Below are 15254 nucleotides of genomic sequence, written 5' to 3'. Positions count from 1 at the left end.
GGTATGATGGCGGACGTGTCGTCGCATTACCGGAGCCTTTCCCGTCGTGAACCTCGAACTGAAGTGGCTGGAGGATTTCATCGCCCTGGCCGGCACCCGCAGCTTTTCCCAGGCGGCGGAGAAGCGCTTCGTCACCCAGCCGGCCTTCAGCCGGCGCATCCGCAGCCTGGAGGACGCCCTCGGCCTGACCCTGGTGAATCGCCAGCGCACGCCGGTGGAACTGACCGAGGCCGGGCAGCTGTTCCTGGTCACCGCGCGCAGCGTGGTCGAGCAGCTCGGCCAGGTGGTGCGCCACCTGCACCACCTGGAAGGCGGGCAGGGCGAGGTGCTGCAGTTCGCCGCCGCCCACTCGCTGGCGCTGGGCTTCTTCCCGCAGTGGATCGCGCGGCTGCGCAACGAGGGGCTGAACATCGCCAGCCGGCTGATCGCCACCAACGTCGGCGAGGCGGTGCATTCCCTGCGCGAGGGTAGCTGCGACCTGATGCTGGCGTTCTACGACCCTGACGCCGCGTTGCAGATGGATCCGGAGATCTTCCCCTCGCTGCACCTGGGGCGCACCGAGATGCTGCCGGTCTGCGCGGTGAACGCCGAGGGCCTGCCGCTGTTCGACCTGGAGAACGGCCAGAGCGTGCCGCTGCTCGCCTACAGCGCCAGCGCCTTCCTCGGCCGCGGGGTCAACCTGCTGCTGCGACAGCGCAACCTGCGTTACACCACGGTCTACGAGACGGCGATGGCCGACAGCCTGAAGAGCATGGCGCTGCAAGGCATGGGCGTGGCCTGGGTGCCACGGCTGAGCGTGGTCAACGAACTGGAGCGCGGCGAGCTGGCGATCTGTGGCGGGCCGCAATGGTTCGTGCCGCAGGAAATCCGCCTGTACCGCTGCGCGCTGGTACGCAAGGCGGCGATCCGCCTGCTCTGGCGCAAGCTGGAAGGCGGGCTGGGCAGCGTCGAGTAGACAGGCAAGGGCGGCGCCGGGACGCCGCCCCGCAGGTCACATCTCAAGGACGATGCGCCCCTCGATCTGCCCGGCGCGCATCTGGTCGAGAATCTGGTTGATGTCGTCCAGCTTGCCCGGATGGATGGTCGCCTTGACCAGGCCTTCGCCGGCAAAGTCGAGGGCTTCCTGCAGGTCCGCGCGGGTGCCGACGATGGAGCCGGCGATGTGCAGGCCCTTGAGCACCACGTCGAAGATCGGCGTCGGGAAGTCGCCCGGCGGCAGGCCGACCAGGGCGATGGTGCCGCCGCGGCGGGCCATGCCGATGGCCTGGCCGAAGGCGCTGTTGGATACCGCTGTGACCAGCACCCCGTGGGCGCCGCCGATGTCGCGCTGGATCGCCTCCACCGGGTCTTCCTGCCGGGCGTTGACCGTCAGGCTGGCACCGAGCTTGCGCGCCAGTTCCAGCTTGGCGTCGTCGATGTCGATGGCGGCGACGTGCAGGCCCATGGCCCTGGCGTACTGCACGGCGACGTGGCCGAGGCCGCCGATGCCGGAGATCGCCACCCACTGGCCGGGGCGCGCGTTGGTCTGCTTGAGCCCCTTGTAGACGGTGACGCCGGCGCAGAGGATCGGCGCGATTTCAGCGAATTCGACGTTTTTCGGCAGAATTCCGACGTAGTTCGGGTCGGCCAATACGTATTCGGCATAGCCGCCGTTCACCGAGTAGCCGGTGTTCTGCTGGCTCTCGCAGAGGGTCTCCCAGCCGGTCAGGCAGTGCTCGCAGCAGCCGCAGGCGGTGTACAGCCAGGGGATGCCGACCCGGTCGCCTTCCTTCACCCGGGTCACTCCGCTGCCCACCGCGGCGACGTAGCCGACGCCTTCGTGACCGGGAATGAACGGCAACGGCGGCTTCACCGGCCAGTCGCCCTCGGCGGCGTGCAGGTCGGTGTGGCAGACGCCGGAGGCTTCGATCTTCACCAGTACCTGCCCGGGGCCGGGCAGCGGAACCTTGACTTCCTCGATCCGCAGCGGCGCGCCGTAGGCGTGCACGACCGCGGCTTTCATGGTCTGTGGCAGGGTCATGGTCATCTCCTTGGACGGGGCTGAGCGCCTGTCGCGGTGCCTTTGACGGGCACCGCGACAGGCTGCGGAACCGGCGCGGCCGCCGCTCCCTCGGAGCGCACCGCGACAACCAGTCTGGCCGCTCGTGGCTGGCGCGCATTGAGTTGCGGCAAGTTTCCCGCCATGGCGCGAAAAAACGGGACGGACGGTAGCCCCCGGCGCGCGCCCGGCCTGCCTTTGCGGTATACTGCGCCGCCTTCGAACCGGCACTGCCCGCCGGCTCGGCCCAGTACAAGCCACGCCCCTCGACGAAGCGTGGCTTGTTGGTTTCTGACGCGCCGGACGGCGCATTTGAGAGAGGCACGACGATGAGCGCACTGGTTGGCGTGATCATGGGTTCCAAATCGGACTGGAGCACCCTCAGTCACACCGCGGACATGCTGGACAAGCTGGGCATCCCCTACGAAGTGAAGGTGGTTTCCGCCCACCGCACCCCGGACCTGCTCTTCCAGTACGCCGACGAAGCCGAAGGCCGCGGCCTCGAAGTGATCATCGCCGGCGCTGGCGGCGCCGCCCACCTGCCGGGCATGTGCGCGGCCAAGACCCACCTGCCGGTGCTCGGCGTGCCGGTACAGTCGTCGATGCTGTCGGGTGTCGACTCGCTGCTCTCCATCGTGCAGATGCCCGCCGGCGTACCGGTCGCCACCCTGGCCATCGGCAAGGCCGGCGCGGTCAACGCGGCGCTGCTCTCGGCGAGCATCCTCGGCGCCAAGCACCCGCAGTACCACGAGGCGCTGAAGCAGTTCCGCGCCAACCAGACCGAAACCGTGCTGGACAATCCCGACCCGCGCGATGCGTGAGACAGGCTCTGAGAAGGTAAGGCTCGAACCATGAAAATCGGTGTCATCGGTGGCGGCCAACTGGGCCGCATGCTGGCCCTGGCGGGAACCCCGCTGGGCATGAACTTCGCTTTCCTCGACCCGGCGCCGGACGCCTGCGCGGCCTCCCTGGGCGAGCACATCCGCGCCGACTACGGCGACCAGGAGCACCTGCGGCAACTGGCCGACGAGGTCGACCTGGTGACCTTCGAGTTCGAGAGCGTGCCGGCGGAAACCGTGGCCTTCCTCTCCCAGTTCGTGCCGGTCTACCCGAACGCCGAGTCGCTGCGCATCGCCCGCGACCGCTGGTTCGAGAAGTCGATGTTCAAGGACCTCGGCATTCCCACCCCGGACTTCGCCGACGTCCAGTCCCAGGCCGACCTCGATGCCGCCGCGGCCGCCATCGGCCTGCCGGCGGTGCTCAAGACCCGCACCCTGGGCTACGACGGCAAGGGCCAGAAGGTCCTGCGCCAGCCGGCCGACGTGCAGGGCGCGTTCGCCGAACTGGGCAGCGTGCCGTGCATCCTCGAGGGCTTCGTGCCGTTCACCGGGGAAGTCTCGCTGGTGGCGGTGCGCGCCCGCGATGGCGAGACGCGTTTCTACCCGCTGGTGCACAACACCCACGACAGCGGCATCCTCAAGCTCTCCGTGGCCAGCAGCGGGCATCCGTTGCAGGCGCTGGCCGAGGACTACGTCGGCCGCGTGCTGGCACGGCTCGACTACGTCGGCGTGCTGGCCTTCGAGTTCTTCGAGGTGGACGGCGGCCTGAAGGCCAACGAGATCGCCCCGCGCGTGCACAACTCCGGGCACTGGACCATCGAAGGCGCCGAGTGCAGCCAGTTCGAGAACCACCTGCGCGCCGTCGCCGGCCTGCCGCTGGGCTCGACCGCCAAGGTCGGCGAGAGCGCGATGCTCAATTTCATCGGCGCGGTCCCCCCGGTGGATCAGGTGGTCGCCGTCGCCGATTGCCACCTGCATCACTACGGCAAGGCCTTCAAGAACGGCCGCAAGGTTGGCCACGCCACCCTGCGCTGTGCCGACCGGGCGACGCTGCAGGCGCGCATCGCCGAGGTCGAGGCGCTGATCGAGGCGTGAGCGATTGCCGTCCGCCCATCCTTGGGTTGGCGGGCGGCACTGAACCCAAGGCTTTTCTACACTGTCCCATGGCAGGCGCAATACATGCGCATACACCCGTAAGGAGGGACTGTCATGGGATTAATCGGAACCATCATCGTCGGACTGATCGTTGGTCTCGTTGCACGCTTTCTGAAGCCAGGTGACGACAGCATGGGCTGGATCATGACCATCCTGCTCGGCATCGGCGGTTCGCTGCTGGCCACCTACGGCGGCCAGGCGATCGGCTTCTACCAGGCCGGCCAGGCGGCCGGTTTCATCGGCGCGGTGGTCGGCGCCGTCGTACTGCTGGTCATTTACGGCCTGATCAAGAAGAATTGATGGCTCTGGCCGGCCCCCGCGGGGGCCGGCGTTTCCTCACTTCGCCGGTATTCCCGCCATCATGCGCCGCTTCCCGTTCGCCCGCCTGTTGTTGCTCGCCCTGTTGTCCTCACCCCTGGCCCACGCCGAACTGCCCGAGACCGACTGGCTGGAACTGATGCCGCCGGCCGACCGCAAGGCGCTGGAAGAAATGCCCGACATCGTCCACGACACCCCGGAGGCCGCCGGCACCTTCACCAGCAAGGGGGGCCTGAAGCAGTCGGACCGAAAGATGCCGGCGGTGATGTATTCGGCCAAGACCGTCGCCAGCCTGGATGGCAAGGCGATCCGCCTCGGCGGCTACCCGGTGCCGCTGGAGAACGACGCCAAGGGCCGCGTCACCGAATTCTTCCTGGTGCCCTATCCGGGCGCCTGCATCCACGTGCCGCCGCCGCCGCCGAACCAGATCGTCCTGGTGCGTTATCCACAGGGGCTGAAGCTGACCGATATCTACACGCCGCTGTGGGTCAGCGGCACGCTGAAGATCGAGCAGGTGAGCAATGACCTGGCCGATGCCGCCTACGCCATCGACAAGGCGCGGGTGAAGGTGGTGGAGGAAGCGGACCTGTAGGGCCGGCACCTGCGCAACGGCCCATGGCGGACGACGCGAGCCGCCCCGTCCGCTCGCCGTCCCGCTCAGGGCCGTTTCAGCGGCTCGCTCCAGATCTGCACGCCAAAGCTTTCGCTGCGCCCGGGGGCGACCACCATGAGGTCGTCCCAGACCCGCCCGGTCTCGATGCAGAGCATCTGCTGCCAGGCGTCGTCGGCGAACTGCGAGAGACGCCGGGACTTGTCCACCCAGGGATTCCAGACCACCGCCGAACGCGAGTCGAGGGCGTGCAGGTGGATGCTGCGTTCCCAGCGCGGGTCCTTGATCAGCAGGTCGCGTTCGAGACCGAGGTAGATGCGGTCCAGTTCGCCTTTGACCCGTACCGCGCCGTGCTGGGTGCGTTCTTCCCAGTTCTCCAGGGTCTCGATGTAGCGCGCGCCTTCCAGGCCCTCGATGGCGATCTCGCGGCTGTCGCTGACCGCGAAGTAGGTGTGCAGTGCCTGGCTGAGCACCAGCGGCTTGCTGCCTAGGTTCTCGCTGGTGAGTCGTAGGGTCAGGCGCTCGCCGAAGCGGAACAGCATGCGCAGCGCCGCCGGGTGCGGCCAGCCGGGGAGGCCATCGGGGGCGTCGAGGCGGAAGCTGACGCAGAGGTCGCCGTCCTCCTCGGCGATGTCGTCGATTTCCCAGTCGACCGCCCGGACCAGCCCGTGGGCGGGCGCCTTCAGGCCATCTTCCACCTGGCCGCGGACTTCCTGCGGGTTGCGCTCCAGCGGACCGAACCACGGCCAGCACACCGGCACCCCGCCGCGAACCGACTGCCCGCGCCGGTAGCCGGCCTCGTCGCTGAGCCAGACCAGCGGCGGCTGTTCGTGGGGCTGGTAGCTGAGCAGTTGCGCGCCCTGCTGGGCGATCAGCGCCTCGCCATGGGCGGTGTGGATGCGCCAGCAGGCCAGGTCGTCGACCTGTACCTGTTCGACGCGATTGATCGGGCTATCGGTGCTCATGGCGGTCTCCGGGACGCGAATGGATGGCAGCAGTATCACCGATCCATTTTATCGCCGGCAGTTCCCCCGGATAGCGCCAACGAAGACGCGGCCCGTAGGCCGCGTCGGTTGTTGCCGGTGGTTCAGGCCGCGCGGAACAGGTTGTGCGGGTCGATGACGAATTTCTTCGGCACCCCGGCGTCGAACTCGCCGTAGCCTTTCGGCGCATCGTCGAGGGTGATGACTTCCACCCCGACGATGTCGGCGATCTTGATCCGGTCCCACATGATCGCCTGCATCAGCTGGCGGTTGTACTTCATCACCGGGGTCTGGCCGGTATGGAAGCTGTGCGACTTGGCCCAGCCCAGGCCGAAGCGGATGCTCAGGGCGCCGTGCTTGGCGGCCGCGTCCACCGCGCCCGGGTCTTCGGTGACGTACAGGCCGGGGATGCCGATCTTGCCGGCGACCCGGGTGATGCCCATCAGCGAGTTGAGCACGGTGGCCGGGGCTTCCTGCTGCGAGCCCGAATGGCCGTGGCCGCGCGCCTCGAAACCGACCGCGTCGACCGCGCAGTCGACCTCCGGCTCGCCCAACAGAGCGGCGATCTGTTCGTGCAGCGGGGTGTCCTTGGACAGGTCGGCGATCTCGAAGCCCTGTTTCTTGGCATGGGCCAGGCGGGTCGGGTTGACGTCGCCGACGATCACCACCGCCGCGCCGAGCAGGCGTGCCGAGGCCGCCGCGGCCAGCCCGACCGGACCGGCGCCGGCGATGTAGACCGTGCTGCCCGGGCCGACGCCAGCGGTGACCGCGCCGTGGTAGCCGGTGGGGAGGATGTCCGAAAGGCAGGTCAGGTCGCGGATCTTCTCCATCGCCGCTTCGCGGTTGGGCAGTTTCAGCAGGTTGAAGTCGGCGTAGGGCACCAGCACGTATTCGGCCTGGCCGCCGACCCAGCCGCCCATGTCGACGTAGCCGTAGGCGCCGCCGGCCCGCGCCGGATTGACCGTCAGGCAGACGCCGGTGTGCTGTTCCTTGCAGGTACGGCAGTGGCCGCAGGCGACGTTGAACGGTACCGAGACCAGGTCGCCGATCTTCATGGTTTCCACGCCACGCCCGATCTCCACCACCTCGCCGGTGATCTCGTGGCCCAGCACCAGGCCTTCCGGCGCGGTGGTGCGGCCGCGCACCATGTGCTGGTCGGAGCCGCAGATGTTGGTGGAGACCACCCGCAGGATCACCCCGTGGTCGATCTGCCGGCCCTGCGGGTCCTGCATCTTCGGATAGGGAATGTTCTGCACCTCGACCTTGCCCGGGCCGAGATAGACCACACCACGATTGCCAGACATACGCGTTTCCTCTTTGTCGTTGTGGGTACAAATGCGCGGCGTCCACGGCCGCGCGGCTTTGCACTGGAAAGTCGTCTGTTGCGCGACAGGGCCGGAGAATGCTGGCAGCCGGCGGGCTGTCGGTGTTGCTTGGGACGCGAGGCCGTGCGAAGCGCCCCTCTCCCTGGCGCTCTTCCTTCAGCGAGGGTTGGGGAGAGAGGGCGCGCTTACAGCACCACGGTCCGATTGGCGTTGAGGAATACCCTCCGCTCGATGTGGTAGCCCACCGCCCGCGCCAGGGTCAGGCACTCGATGTCGCGGCCCTTGGCGATCAGGTCCTCGGGGTAGTGGGCGTGGTCGACCGTCTCGACGCCCTGGGCGATGATCGGCCCTTCGTCGAGGTCGTTGTTGATGTAGTGGGCGGTGGCGCCGACCAGCTTCACGCCCTTCTGGTAGGCCTGGTGGTACGGCTTGGCGCCCTTGAAGCCGGGCAGCAGGGAGTGATGGATGTTGATCGCCCAGCCGTCCAGGCGTCGGCACAGTTCCGGCGACAGCACCTGCATGTAGCGAGCGAGGATCACCAGCTCGGCGCTACTCTCTTCGAGCACCTGCCAGACCCTGGCTTCCTGGGCCGACTTGTCGTTCGGGTCGAGCGGGAAGTGGTGGTAGGGAATGCCGTGCCAGCGCGCCAGCGGCTCCAGGTCCGGGTGATTGGAAATCACCGCCACCACGTCCATCGGCAACTGGCCGATGCGCTGGCGGTAGAGCAGGTCGTTCAGGCAGTGGTCGGCCTTGGAAACCATGATCGCCACCTGGCTGCGGTAGCCCGGCGCGGTCAGCTCGGTACGCATGCCGAACGGTGCCACCCGTTCGGCCAGTCCGGCGCGGAAGGAGGCTTCGTCGAAGCCGTCGCCGGCGCGGAACTCCACGCGGATGAAGAAGCGTTGCGCCAGGCGGTCGTCGAACGAATGGTGCTCGGTGACGTAGCAGCGCTGCTCGAAGAGGTAGCGCGTCACCACGTCGACGGTGCCCAGCAGGCTGGGACTGTCGGCGGTGAGGATCCAGGTGTCGGGGGTACGGCTCATCGCGAGGCTCCGGGTCCGGTATCCCCTCTCGGGGAGAGGGGAAGGCTGCTCATGCCGCTACCTGCAGGCCGTATTCGGCGCTGGCGTCCTGCAACCAGAGCCAGAAGTAGTCGGCGAAGCTGCGGCGCACGACCAGCTCCCAGGTGTCCTCGCCGGTATGGCGGATCACGCATTGCGACTTGGCGAAGATGCTGCCGACCGCCTTGCCCACCGGGAAGTTGCTCGGATGCACGTCGTAGCTGGTGGATTTCATCAGCAGTTCGCGGACGTTCGCTCCGCTCAGTTCGAGCAGCGTCTGCCCGCCGCTGACGTTGACCACCGCGTAGTGCAGCTCCTCGCCCAGGGCCTGGCGCAGGCGCTGTTCGACGGCGTATTCCTCGCCGCCGGGGACGATCAGCAGCCATTCGTCCGGGGCCAGCCATTGCAGCGAGGTCTCGCCGCTGGCGACCAGGGTCAGGGCCACCGGCAGTTCCAGGCCGAGGGCCTGGTGCACGGCGGCGGCGAAGGCCGGGTCGGCGGCATCGCCGCGCAGCACCAGGTGGCCGAGCAGCTTCTTCTCGCGCAGGACGATACCGGCCTTCGCGGCGGTCTTGCCGGCGAGCTTGTGCAGCTCGGCATGGTGCAGCGGCGATTCGGCGTGGACGCCGGGTTCGGGGCGTTGCTGGTAGACGTTTGCCTTGCTCATTCGTTTTCACCTTGGGGCGCCGCGCGCCCTGGTAGCCTGTCTGCCTTCTCCCTTCGGGAAGAGGGCCGGGGAGAGGAGCGCATCCCTCTCCGGTCAATCCACGTTCTGCCGCTCCCCTTTGGGGTCGTAGAACACCGAGGAGCAGATCTCCGCCTCGATGAAGCGGCCGTCCGCCAGCGGCGCGTAGACCTTCTGGCCCATGCGCTTGAGGCCGCCTTTCACCACCGCCAGGGCGAAGCCGTGGCCGAGGCTGGCGCTCATGTAGCTGGAGGTGACGTGGCCGACCATCTTCATCGGGATCGCCTGCTGGGTGTCGAACACCAGTTGTGCGCCTTCGGGCAGTACCTCCTGCGGGTTGCTCGGCCTGAGTCCGACCAGTTGCTTGCGATCCTCGCGCAGGCAGTCGGCGCGGTTCATGCCGCGCCAGCCGATCCAGGAGAACGGCTTGCTGCGGCCCACCGCCCAGCCCATGTTGAGATCGTCCGGGGTGACCGAGGCATCGGTGTCCTGGCCGACGATGATGAAGCCCTTCTCGGCGCGCAGGACGTGCATGGTCTCGGTGCCGTAGGGCGTCAGGCCGTACTTCGCGCCGTGCTCGGCGAGCGCTTCGAGCACGCCCATGGCGTAGTCGGCCTGGACGTTCACCTCGTAGCTCAGCTCGCCGGTGAAGGAGATGCGGAACACCCGCGCCGGCACCCCGGCGACCTTGCCTTCCTTCCAGGTCATGAAGGGGAAGGCGTCCTTGTCCAGGTCGATGTCGGTGACTTCGGCGAGCAGCTTGCGGCTGTTCGGGCCGGACAGGGTGAGGGTCGCGTAGTGGTCGGTGACCGAGGTGAAGTACACCTTCAGCTCCGGCCATTCGGTCTGGTGGTACAGCTCCAGCCACTCCAGTACGCGGGCGGCGCCGCCGGTGGTGGTGGTCATGACGAAGTGGTTGTCGGCCAGGCAGGCGGTCACGCCGTCGTCGAAGACCATCCCGTCTTCCTTGCACATCAGGCCGTAGCGCGCCTTGCCGACGTCGAGCTTGGTCCAGGCGTTGGTGTAGACCCGGTTGAGGAACTCCCGCGCGTCCGGGCCCTGGATGTCGATCTTGCCCAGGGTCGAGGCGTCGAGCAGGCCGACCGCCTCGCGCACCGCGCGGCATTCGCGGGCCACGGCGGCGTGCATGTCCTCGCCGCGGCGCGGGAAGTACCACGGCCGCTTCCACTGGCCGACGTCCTCGAACTCGGCGCCGTTCTTCACGTGCCAGGCGTGCAGGGCGGTGAAGCGCACCGGTTCGAACAGGTGCCCGCAGTGGCGGCCGGCGACGGCGCCGAAGGTCACCGGGGTGTAGTTCGGACGGAACATGGTGGTGCCGGTGTCGGCGATGCTCTTGCCCTGGGCCCGCGCGGCGATCGCCAGGCCGTTGATGTTGCCCAGCTTGCCCTGGTCGGTGCCGAAGCCCAGCGCGGTGTAGCGCTTGACGTGCTCGATGGACTCGAAGCCCTCGCGGCAGGCCAGTTCGATGGCGGCGGCGGTGACGTCGTTCTGCGGATCGACGAACTGCTTCGGCGCGCGCGCCGTGGGCTTCTCGTGGGGCACCTGGAACAGCGCGACGGGTGCTTCCTCGCGGCGCGGCTGGACCTTCGGCAGGCTGCCGGCGGCGGTCTTGTAGCCGGCGTCGAGGGCGGCGCGGCTCCCGGCCTGGTAGCCGTCGACGAGCACCTCGGCGAGCCCGAACACGCCGTTCACGGCGCCGGCGCAGATGCGTTTCTGCAGGCCTTCGCCGGGGACGAAGGCGAGGATTTCCTCGCGCCATTCCGGCTTGCCGCCCAGGTGCGAGGCCAGGTGCACGACCGGGCTGTAGCCGCCGGAGCTGGCGATCAGGTCGCAGTCCAGCCATTCGCCGCCGCTGGCGCGCATGGCCTGCAAGTCGATCCGGGCGACCTTGGCGCCGCTGACCCGCTTGCCGCCGCGAGCCTCGATCACCGAACTGCCGGTGATCACCCGCATACCGCGTTGGCGTGCTTCCTCGACCCACTCGCCGCGCGGATTGGCCCTGGCGTCGGCGATGGCCACCACTTGCAGGCCGGCTTCCTGCCAGTCGAGGGCGACGCGGTAGGCGTAGTCGTTGTTGGTGGCCAGCACCAGTTTCTTGCCCGGTGCCACGCCGTAGCGCCGTACATAGGTGGAAACCGCGCCGGCGAGCATGTTGCCGGGCAGGTCGTTGTTGCCGTAGACCAGCGGCCGCTCATGGGCGCCGGCGGCCAGTACCACGCGCTTGGCGCGCACGCGGTGCACGCGCTGGCGGACCTGGCCGAGCGGGGCGACCTCGCCGAGGTGGTCGGTGCGCCGCTCGTGGATGGTGAGGAAGTTGTGGTCGTGGTAGCCGTTGACCGTGGAGCGCGGTAGCAGGATGACCTCCGGCAGGCCTTGCAGCTCGGCCACGGCGTCCGCGACCCACTCGGCGGCGGGCTTGCCGTCGAGGGTCTCGCGGGTGTCCAGCAGGCTGCCGCCGAACTCTTCCTGCTCGTCGGCGAGGATCACCCGCGCGCCGCTGCGGGCGGCGGCGAGGGCGGCGGCCAGGCCGGCCGGGCCGGCGCCGACCACCAGCACGTCGCAGTGGTGGTTCATCCAGTCGTAGCTGTCCGGATCGACCTCGGTCGGCGCGCGGCCCAGGCCGGCGGCCTTGCGGATGTACTTCTCGTAGGTCATCCACATCGACTGCGGGTACATGAAGGTCTTGTAGTAGAAACCGGGCGGCATCAGCTTGCCGCCGACCTTGCCGAAGATTCCCATCAGGTCGTTCTGCACGTTCGGCCAGCCGTTGGTACTGGTGGCCACCAGGCCGCCGTAGAGGGCCTGCTGGGTGGCGCGTACGTTGGGGATCTGGGTGGCTTCGCGGGAGCCGATCTGCAGGATCGCGTTGGGCTCCTCGGCGCCGGCGGCGACGATGCCGCGCGCCCGCGAGTACTTGAAGCTGCGGCCGACGATGTCGACGCCGTTGGCCAGCAGCGCGGCGGCCAGGGTGTCGCCGGCATAGCCCTGGTAGTGCTGGCCGTTGAAGCTGAAGGTCAGCGGGCGGTTGCGGTCGATGCGGCCGCCGCTGGACAGGCGATTGATCTGGCTCATGCCGGTTCCCCTTGTACGGCGGGTTTCTTCTCACCGTCGGCGACGACGCTGGGCTGCTCGCCGATCAGGTAGGTCTCGAGGATCTCGTAGGTCACCGTATGGCGGGTGACGTTGAAGTACTTGCGGCAGCCGGCGGCGTGCACCCACAGCTCGTGATGGAGGCCGCGCGGGTTGTCGCGGAAGAACATGTAGTCGCCCCATTCCTCGTCGCTGCAGGCGTTCGGGTCGAGCGGGCGCGGGATGTGGGCCTGACCCTTGGCGTGGAATTCCTCTTCGGAACGCAGTTCGCCGCAGTGGGGGCAGAAGATATTCAGCATTTTGTAGCCTCCGGAAACTGTTCTTGCCGGTTGACCGGCACCCTCTCCCTGAAGGGCGAGGGGCAGCGGATTTCGCCCTTCGGGCGGCTTTTGTCAGTGCGCCACTGCCGCCGCGCCGTGCTCGTCGATCAGCGCACCGCTGTGGAAGCGTTCGATGGAGAAGGGCGCGGCCAGCGGATGCGGTTCGCCCTTGGCCAGGGTGGCGGCGAAGACGTTTCCGGAGCCGGGAGTGGCCTTGAAGCCGCCGGTGCCCCAGCCGCAGTTGAAGAACAGGTTCTGCACCGGAGTCTTGCCGATGATCGGGCAGGCGTCCGGGGTGGTGTCGACGATGCCGCCCCACTGGCGGTTCATGCGTACCCGCGAGAGCACCGGGAACATCTCGACGATGGCTTGCAGGGTGTGCTCGATCACCGGGTAAGAGCCGCGCTGGCCGTAGCCGTTGTAGCCGTCGATGCCGGCGCCGATGACCAGGTCGCCTTTGTCCGACTGGCTGATGTAGCCATGCACGGCGTTGGACATGATCACGCTGTCGATGATCGGCTTCAGCGGCTCGGAGACCAGCGCCTGCAACGGGTGCGACTCCAGCGGCAGGCGGAAGCCGGCGAGCCTGGCCATGTGCCCGGAGTTGCCGGCGGTGACCACGCCGACACGGCGCGCGCCGATGAAGCCGCGGTTGGTCTCGACGCCGATCACCGCGCCGTCCTGCTTGCGGAAGCCGGTGACTTCGGTCTGCTGGATCAGGTCCACGCCGAGGGCATCGGCGGCGCGGGCGAAGCCCCAGGCCACCGCATCATGGCGGGCGACGCCGCCGCGACGCTGGATGGTCGCGCCCATGATCGGGTAGCGGGTGTTCTTGCTGCAGTCCAGGTAGGGAATCTCCTCCGCCACCTGCTGCGCGTTCAACAGTTCGCCGTCGACGCCGTTGAGGCGGTTGGCGCTGACCCGGCGCTCGCCGTCACGCATGTCCTGGAGGGTGTGGCAGAGGTTGTAGACCCCGCGCTGGGAGAACATCACGTTGTAGTTGAGGTCCTGGGACAGGCCCTCCCACAGCTTCATCGCGTGTTCGTAGAGCAGCGCGGACTCGTCCCACAGGTAGTTGGAGCGCACGATGGTGGTGTTGCGCGCGGTGTTGCCGCCGCCCAGCCAACCTTTCTCGACTACCGCCACGTTGCTGATGCCGTGTTCCTTGGCCAGGTAGTAGGCGGTGGCCAGGCCGTGCCCGCCGCCGCCGACGATGACCACGTCGTAGACCGGCTTCGGCGTGGGCGTGCGCCACATGCGTTGCCAGTTCTCGTGATGGCTCAGTGAATGCTTTAACAGGCCGAAGCCGGAGTAGCGTTGCATGTGGATGCTCCTGAACTGTTGCTCCCTCTCCCGCGGAGAGGGTTGGGCCGGGGCGCGTCGGGCTCCCCGACCGTCTTCGGGGGGCTCAACGATAGACCGGGAAGTCCGCGCAGAGACCGGCGACCTGGGTGGCGACCTTGGCCTCCACGTCGGCATCGCCGAGGTGGTCGAGGATGTCGCAGATCCAGCCGGCCAGTTCGCGGCTCTGCGCTTCCTGCAGCCCGCGGGTGGTGATGGCCGGGGTGCCGATGCGGATGCCGGAGGTGACGAACGGGCTCTGCGGATCGTTCGGCACGGCGTTCTTGTTCACCGTGATGCCGACCCGGCCGAGGGCGGCGTCGGCTTCCTTGCCGGTCAGGCCCTGGCGCACCAGGCTGATCAGCATCAGGTGGTTGTCGGTGCCACCGGAAACCACGTCGTAGCCGCGCCCGATGAACACCTCGGCCATCGCCTTGGCGTTGCGGATCACCTGCGCCTGGTAGTCCTTGAAGCCCGGCTCCAGCGCTTCCTTGAAGCACACCGCCTTGGCCGCGATCACGTGCATCAGCGGGCCGCCCTGGGCGCCGGGAAATACCGCGGAGTTGAGCTTCTTCTCGATCTCCTCGTTGGCGCGCGCCAGGATCAGGCCGCCGCGCGGGCCGCGCAGGGTCTTGTGGGTGGTGGTGGTGACCACGTCGGCGAAGGGGATCGGGTTCGGGTAGAGGCCGGCGGCGACCAGCCCGGCGACGTGGGCCATGTCGACGAACAGCAGCGCGCCGACCTTGTCGGCGATGGCGCGGAAGCGCGGGAAGTCGAGGGTCTTGGAGTAGGCGGAGAAGCCGGCGACGATCATCTTCGGCTTATGCTCCACGGCCAGGCGCTCGACTTCGTCGTAGTCGATCAGCCCGGTAGCGGTGTCCAGGCCGTACTGCACGGCGTTGTACAGCTTGCCGGAGGAGGACACCTTGGCGCCGTGGGTGAGATGGCCGCCGTGGGCCAGGCTCATGCCGAGGATGGTGTCGCCGGCGTTGAGCAGCGCCAGGTACACCGCGGCGTTGGCCGAGGAACCGGAATGCGGCTGGACGTTGGCGTAGTCGGCGCCGAACAGCTGCCTGGCGCGGTCGATGGCCAACTGCTCGACCTTGTCGACGTGTTCGCAGCCGCCGTAGTAGCGCTTGCCCGGATAGCCCTCGGCATACTTGTTGGTCAGGCCGCTGCCCTGCGCCTGCATGACCCGCTTGCTGGTGTAGTTCTCCGAGGCGATCAGTTCGAGATGGTCTTCCTGGCGGGCCTCTTCGGCGTCCATCGCGGCGAGCAGTTCGTCGTCGTAGCCGCGGATCTGGTCATGCTTGCTGAACATCGCTGGGTCTCCCTGCGGCGCCGGAACCGCGCCGGAATGGCTGCAACGGGACACGCGGTCCCTTTGCCAGCGATGGTATGACCGGCCCTGCCGGCCCAGATGCCTATGCACGCCACGGGGAGGTGCGTTTGCGACATGGCGGTGGGA

Annotated in this window: 14 protein-coding genes; 5 read left to right on the top strand and 9 right to left on the bottom strand. The window is 68.1% G+C overall.

What is annotated here, in order from left to right; all coding sequences use genetic code 11:
• Positions 1–46: 46 nt before the first annotated feature.
• Positions 47–955: a LysR substrate-binding domain-containing protein gene (locus tag M6E97_RS24235; protein WP_003122350.1), complete on the top strand. Its 909-nt coding sequence runs from the start codon at positions 47–49 to the stop codon at positions 953–955.
• Positions 956–991: 36 nt separating this feature from the next.
• Here the strand turns inward: M6E97_RS24235 and adhP are convergent, their stop codons facing one another.
• On the bottom strand, positions 992–2020 hold the full coding sequence (gene adhP / locus M6E97_RS24230) for an alcohol dehydrogenase AdhP (protein ID WP_003111449.1): 1029 nt from the start codon (positions 2018–2020) through the stop codon (positions 992–994).
• Positions 2021–2367: 347 nt separating this feature from the next.
• Here adhP and purE point away from each other — a divergent pair, with 347 nt between their 5' ends.
• The 4 genes from purE (at position 2368) to M6E97_RS24210 (ending at position 4942) form a co-directional block, all read left to right on the top strand.
• Positions 2368–2859 carry a 5-(carboxyamino)imidazole ribonucleotide mutase gene (gene purE, locus M6E97_RS24225; RefSeq protein WP_033938224.1) on the top strand — a complete coding sequence of 164 codons (492 nt, stop codon included), beginning with the start codon at positions 2368–2370 and terminating at the stop codon, positions 2857–2859.
• A 30-nt stretch (positions 2860–2889) separates the two neighbouring features.
• The gene (locus M6E97_RS24220; RefSeq protein WP_003142082.1) at positions 2890–3972 is read left to right on the top strand and encodes a 5-(carboxyamino)imidazole ribonucleotide synthase; all 1083 of its coding nucleotides are present in this window, start codon (positions 2890–2892) and stop codon (positions 3970–3972) included.
• A 114-nt stretch (positions 3973–4086) separates the two neighbouring features.
• Complete coding sequence (locus tag M6E97_RS24215) at positions 4087–4332, top strand: GlsB/YeaQ/YmgE family stress response membrane protein (RefSeq protein WP_003096795.1); 246 nt, start codon at positions 4087–4089, stop codon at positions 4330–4332.
• Positions 4333–4393: 61 nt separating this feature from the next.
• Positions 4394–4942 carry a DUF3299 domain-containing protein gene (locus M6E97_RS24210; RefSeq protein ID WP_003136384.1) on the top strand — a complete coding sequence of 183 codons (549 nt, stop codon included), beginning with the start codon at positions 4394–4396 and terminating at the stop codon, positions 4940–4942.
• Positions 4943–5007: 65 nt separating this feature from the next.
• Here M6E97_RS24210 and M6E97_RS24205 read toward each other — a convergent pair whose 3' ends face one another.
• The 8 genes from M6E97_RS24205 to glyA all read right to left on the bottom strand — a co-directional run bounded on the left by M6E97_RS24205 (position 5008) and on the right by glyA (position 15107).
• Positions 5008–5964, bottom strand: coding sequence for a D-hexose-6-phosphate mutarotase (locus tag M6E97_RS24205; RefSeq protein ID WP_016852274.1), 957 nt, complete (start codon positions 5962–5964; stop codon positions 5008–5010).
• An 83-nt stretch (positions 5965–6047) separates the two neighbouring features.
• Positions 6048–7247 carry a formaldehyde dehydrogenase, glutathione-independent gene (gene fdhA / locus M6E97_RS24200; RefSeq protein ID WP_003096788.1) on the bottom strand — a complete coding sequence of 400 codons (1200 nt, stop codon included), beginning with the start codon at positions 7245–7247 and terminating at the stop codon, positions 6048–6050.
• 206 nt (positions 7248–7453) lie between these two features.
• Positions 7454–8311: a formyltetrahydrofolate deformylase gene (gene purU, locus M6E97_RS24195; RefSeq protein ID WP_023092779.1), complete on the bottom strand. Its 858-nt coding sequence runs from the start codon at positions 8309–8311 to the stop codon at positions 7454–7456.
• Between the two features lie 49 nt (positions 8312–8360).
• The gene (gene soxG / locus M6E97_RS24190; RefSeq protein ID WP_003096784.1) at positions 8361–8996 is read right to left on the bottom strand and encodes a sarcosine oxidase subunit gamma family protein; all 636 of its coding nucleotides are present in this window, start codon (positions 8994–8996) and stop codon (positions 8361–8363) included.
• 93 nt (positions 8997–9089) lie between these two features.
• Positions 9090–12107, bottom strand: a complete 3018-nt coding sequence (locus tag M6E97_RS24185; RefSeq protein ID WP_033938222.1) for a sarcosine oxidase subunit alpha — start codon at positions 12105–12107, stop codon at positions 9090–9092.
• Positions 12104–12424, bottom strand: a complete 321-nt coding sequence (locus tag M6E97_RS24180) for a sarcosine oxidase subunit delta (RefSeq protein ID WP_003096781.1) — start codon at positions 12422–12424, stop codon at positions 12104–12106. Before M6E97_RS24180 ends, M6E97_RS24185 begins: the two co-directional genes overlap by 4 nt.
• A 93-nt stretch (positions 12425–12517) precedes the next feature.
• Positions 12518–13768 carry a sarcosine oxidase subunit beta gene (locus tag M6E97_RS24175; protein WP_003096779.1) on the bottom strand — a complete coding sequence of 417 codons (1251 nt, stop codon included), beginning with the start codon at positions 13766–13768 and terminating at the stop codon, positions 12518–12520.
• A gap of 85 nt (positions 13769–13853) precedes the next feature.
• Entirely contained in the window at positions 13854–15107 is a 1254-nt protein-coding gene (gene glyA / locus M6E97_RS24170) for a serine hydroxymethyltransferase (protein WP_003117183.1), read from the bottom strand.
• Positions 15108–15254 lie beyond the last annotated feature (147 nt).

Source organism: Pseudomonas sp. B111 (genome assembly GCF_026428275.1).
GTDB lineage: Bacteria > Pseudomonadota > Gammaproteobacteria > Pseudomonadales > Pseudomonadaceae > Pseudomonas > Pseudomonas aeruginosa.
The sequence above is the reverse complement of the archived record's forward strand: the minus strand, read 5'-3'. Positions and strand labels throughout refer to the sequence as shown.

What these genes read in the sequence shown, in the direction of transcription:
- purE (WP_033938224.1), top strand. Translation starts at nt 2,368, where the DNA reads ATGAGCGCACTGGTTGGCGTGATCATGGGTTCCAAATCGGACTGGAGC.
- soxG (WP_003096784.1), bottom strand. Translation starts at nt 8,996, where the DNA reads ATGAGCAAGGCAAACGTCTACCAGCAACGCCCCGAACCCGGCGTCCAC.
- adhP (WP_003111449.1), bottom strand. Translation starts at nt 2,020, where the DNA reads ATGACCCTGCCACAGACCATGAAAGCCGCGGTCGTGCACGCCTACGGC.
- purU (WP_023092779.1), bottom strand. Translation starts at nt 8,311, where the DNA reads ATGAGCCGTACCCCCGACACCTGGATCCTCACCGCCGACAGTCCCAGC.
- M6E97_RS24220 (WP_003142082.1), top strand. Translation starts at nt 2,890, where the DNA reads ATGAAAATCGGTGTCATCGGTGGCGGCCAACTGGGCCGCATGCTGGCC.
- M6E97_RS24175 (WP_003096779.1), bottom strand. Translation starts at nt 13,768, where the DNA reads ATGCAACGCTACTCCGGCTTCGGCCTGTTAAAGCATTCACTGAGCCAT.
- M6E97_RS24210 (WP_003136384.1), top strand. Translation starts at nt 4,394, where the DNA reads ATGCGCCGCTTCCCGTTCGCCCGCCTGTTGTTGCTCGCCCTGTTGTCC.
- fdhA (WP_003096788.1), bottom strand. Translation starts at nt 7,247, where the DNA reads ATGTCTGGCAATCGTGGTGTGGTCTATCTCGGCCCGGGCAAGGTCGAG.
- M6E97_RS24215 (WP_003096795.1), top strand. Translation starts at nt 4,087, where the DNA reads ATGGGATTAATCGGAACCATCATCGTCGGACTGATCGTTGGTCTCGTT.
- M6E97_RS24180 (WP_003096781.1), bottom strand. Translation starts at nt 12,424, where the DNA reads ATGCTGAATATCTTCTGCCCCCACTGCGGCGAACTGCGTTCCGAAGAG.
- glyA (WP_003117183.1), bottom strand. Translation starts at nt 15,107, where the DNA reads ATGTTCAGCAAGCATGACCAGATCCGCGGCTACGACGACGAACTGCTC.
- M6E97_RS24185 (WP_033938222.1), bottom strand. Translation starts at nt 12,107, where the DNA reads ATGAGCCAGATCAATCGCCTGTCCAGCGGCGGCCGCATCGACCGCAAC.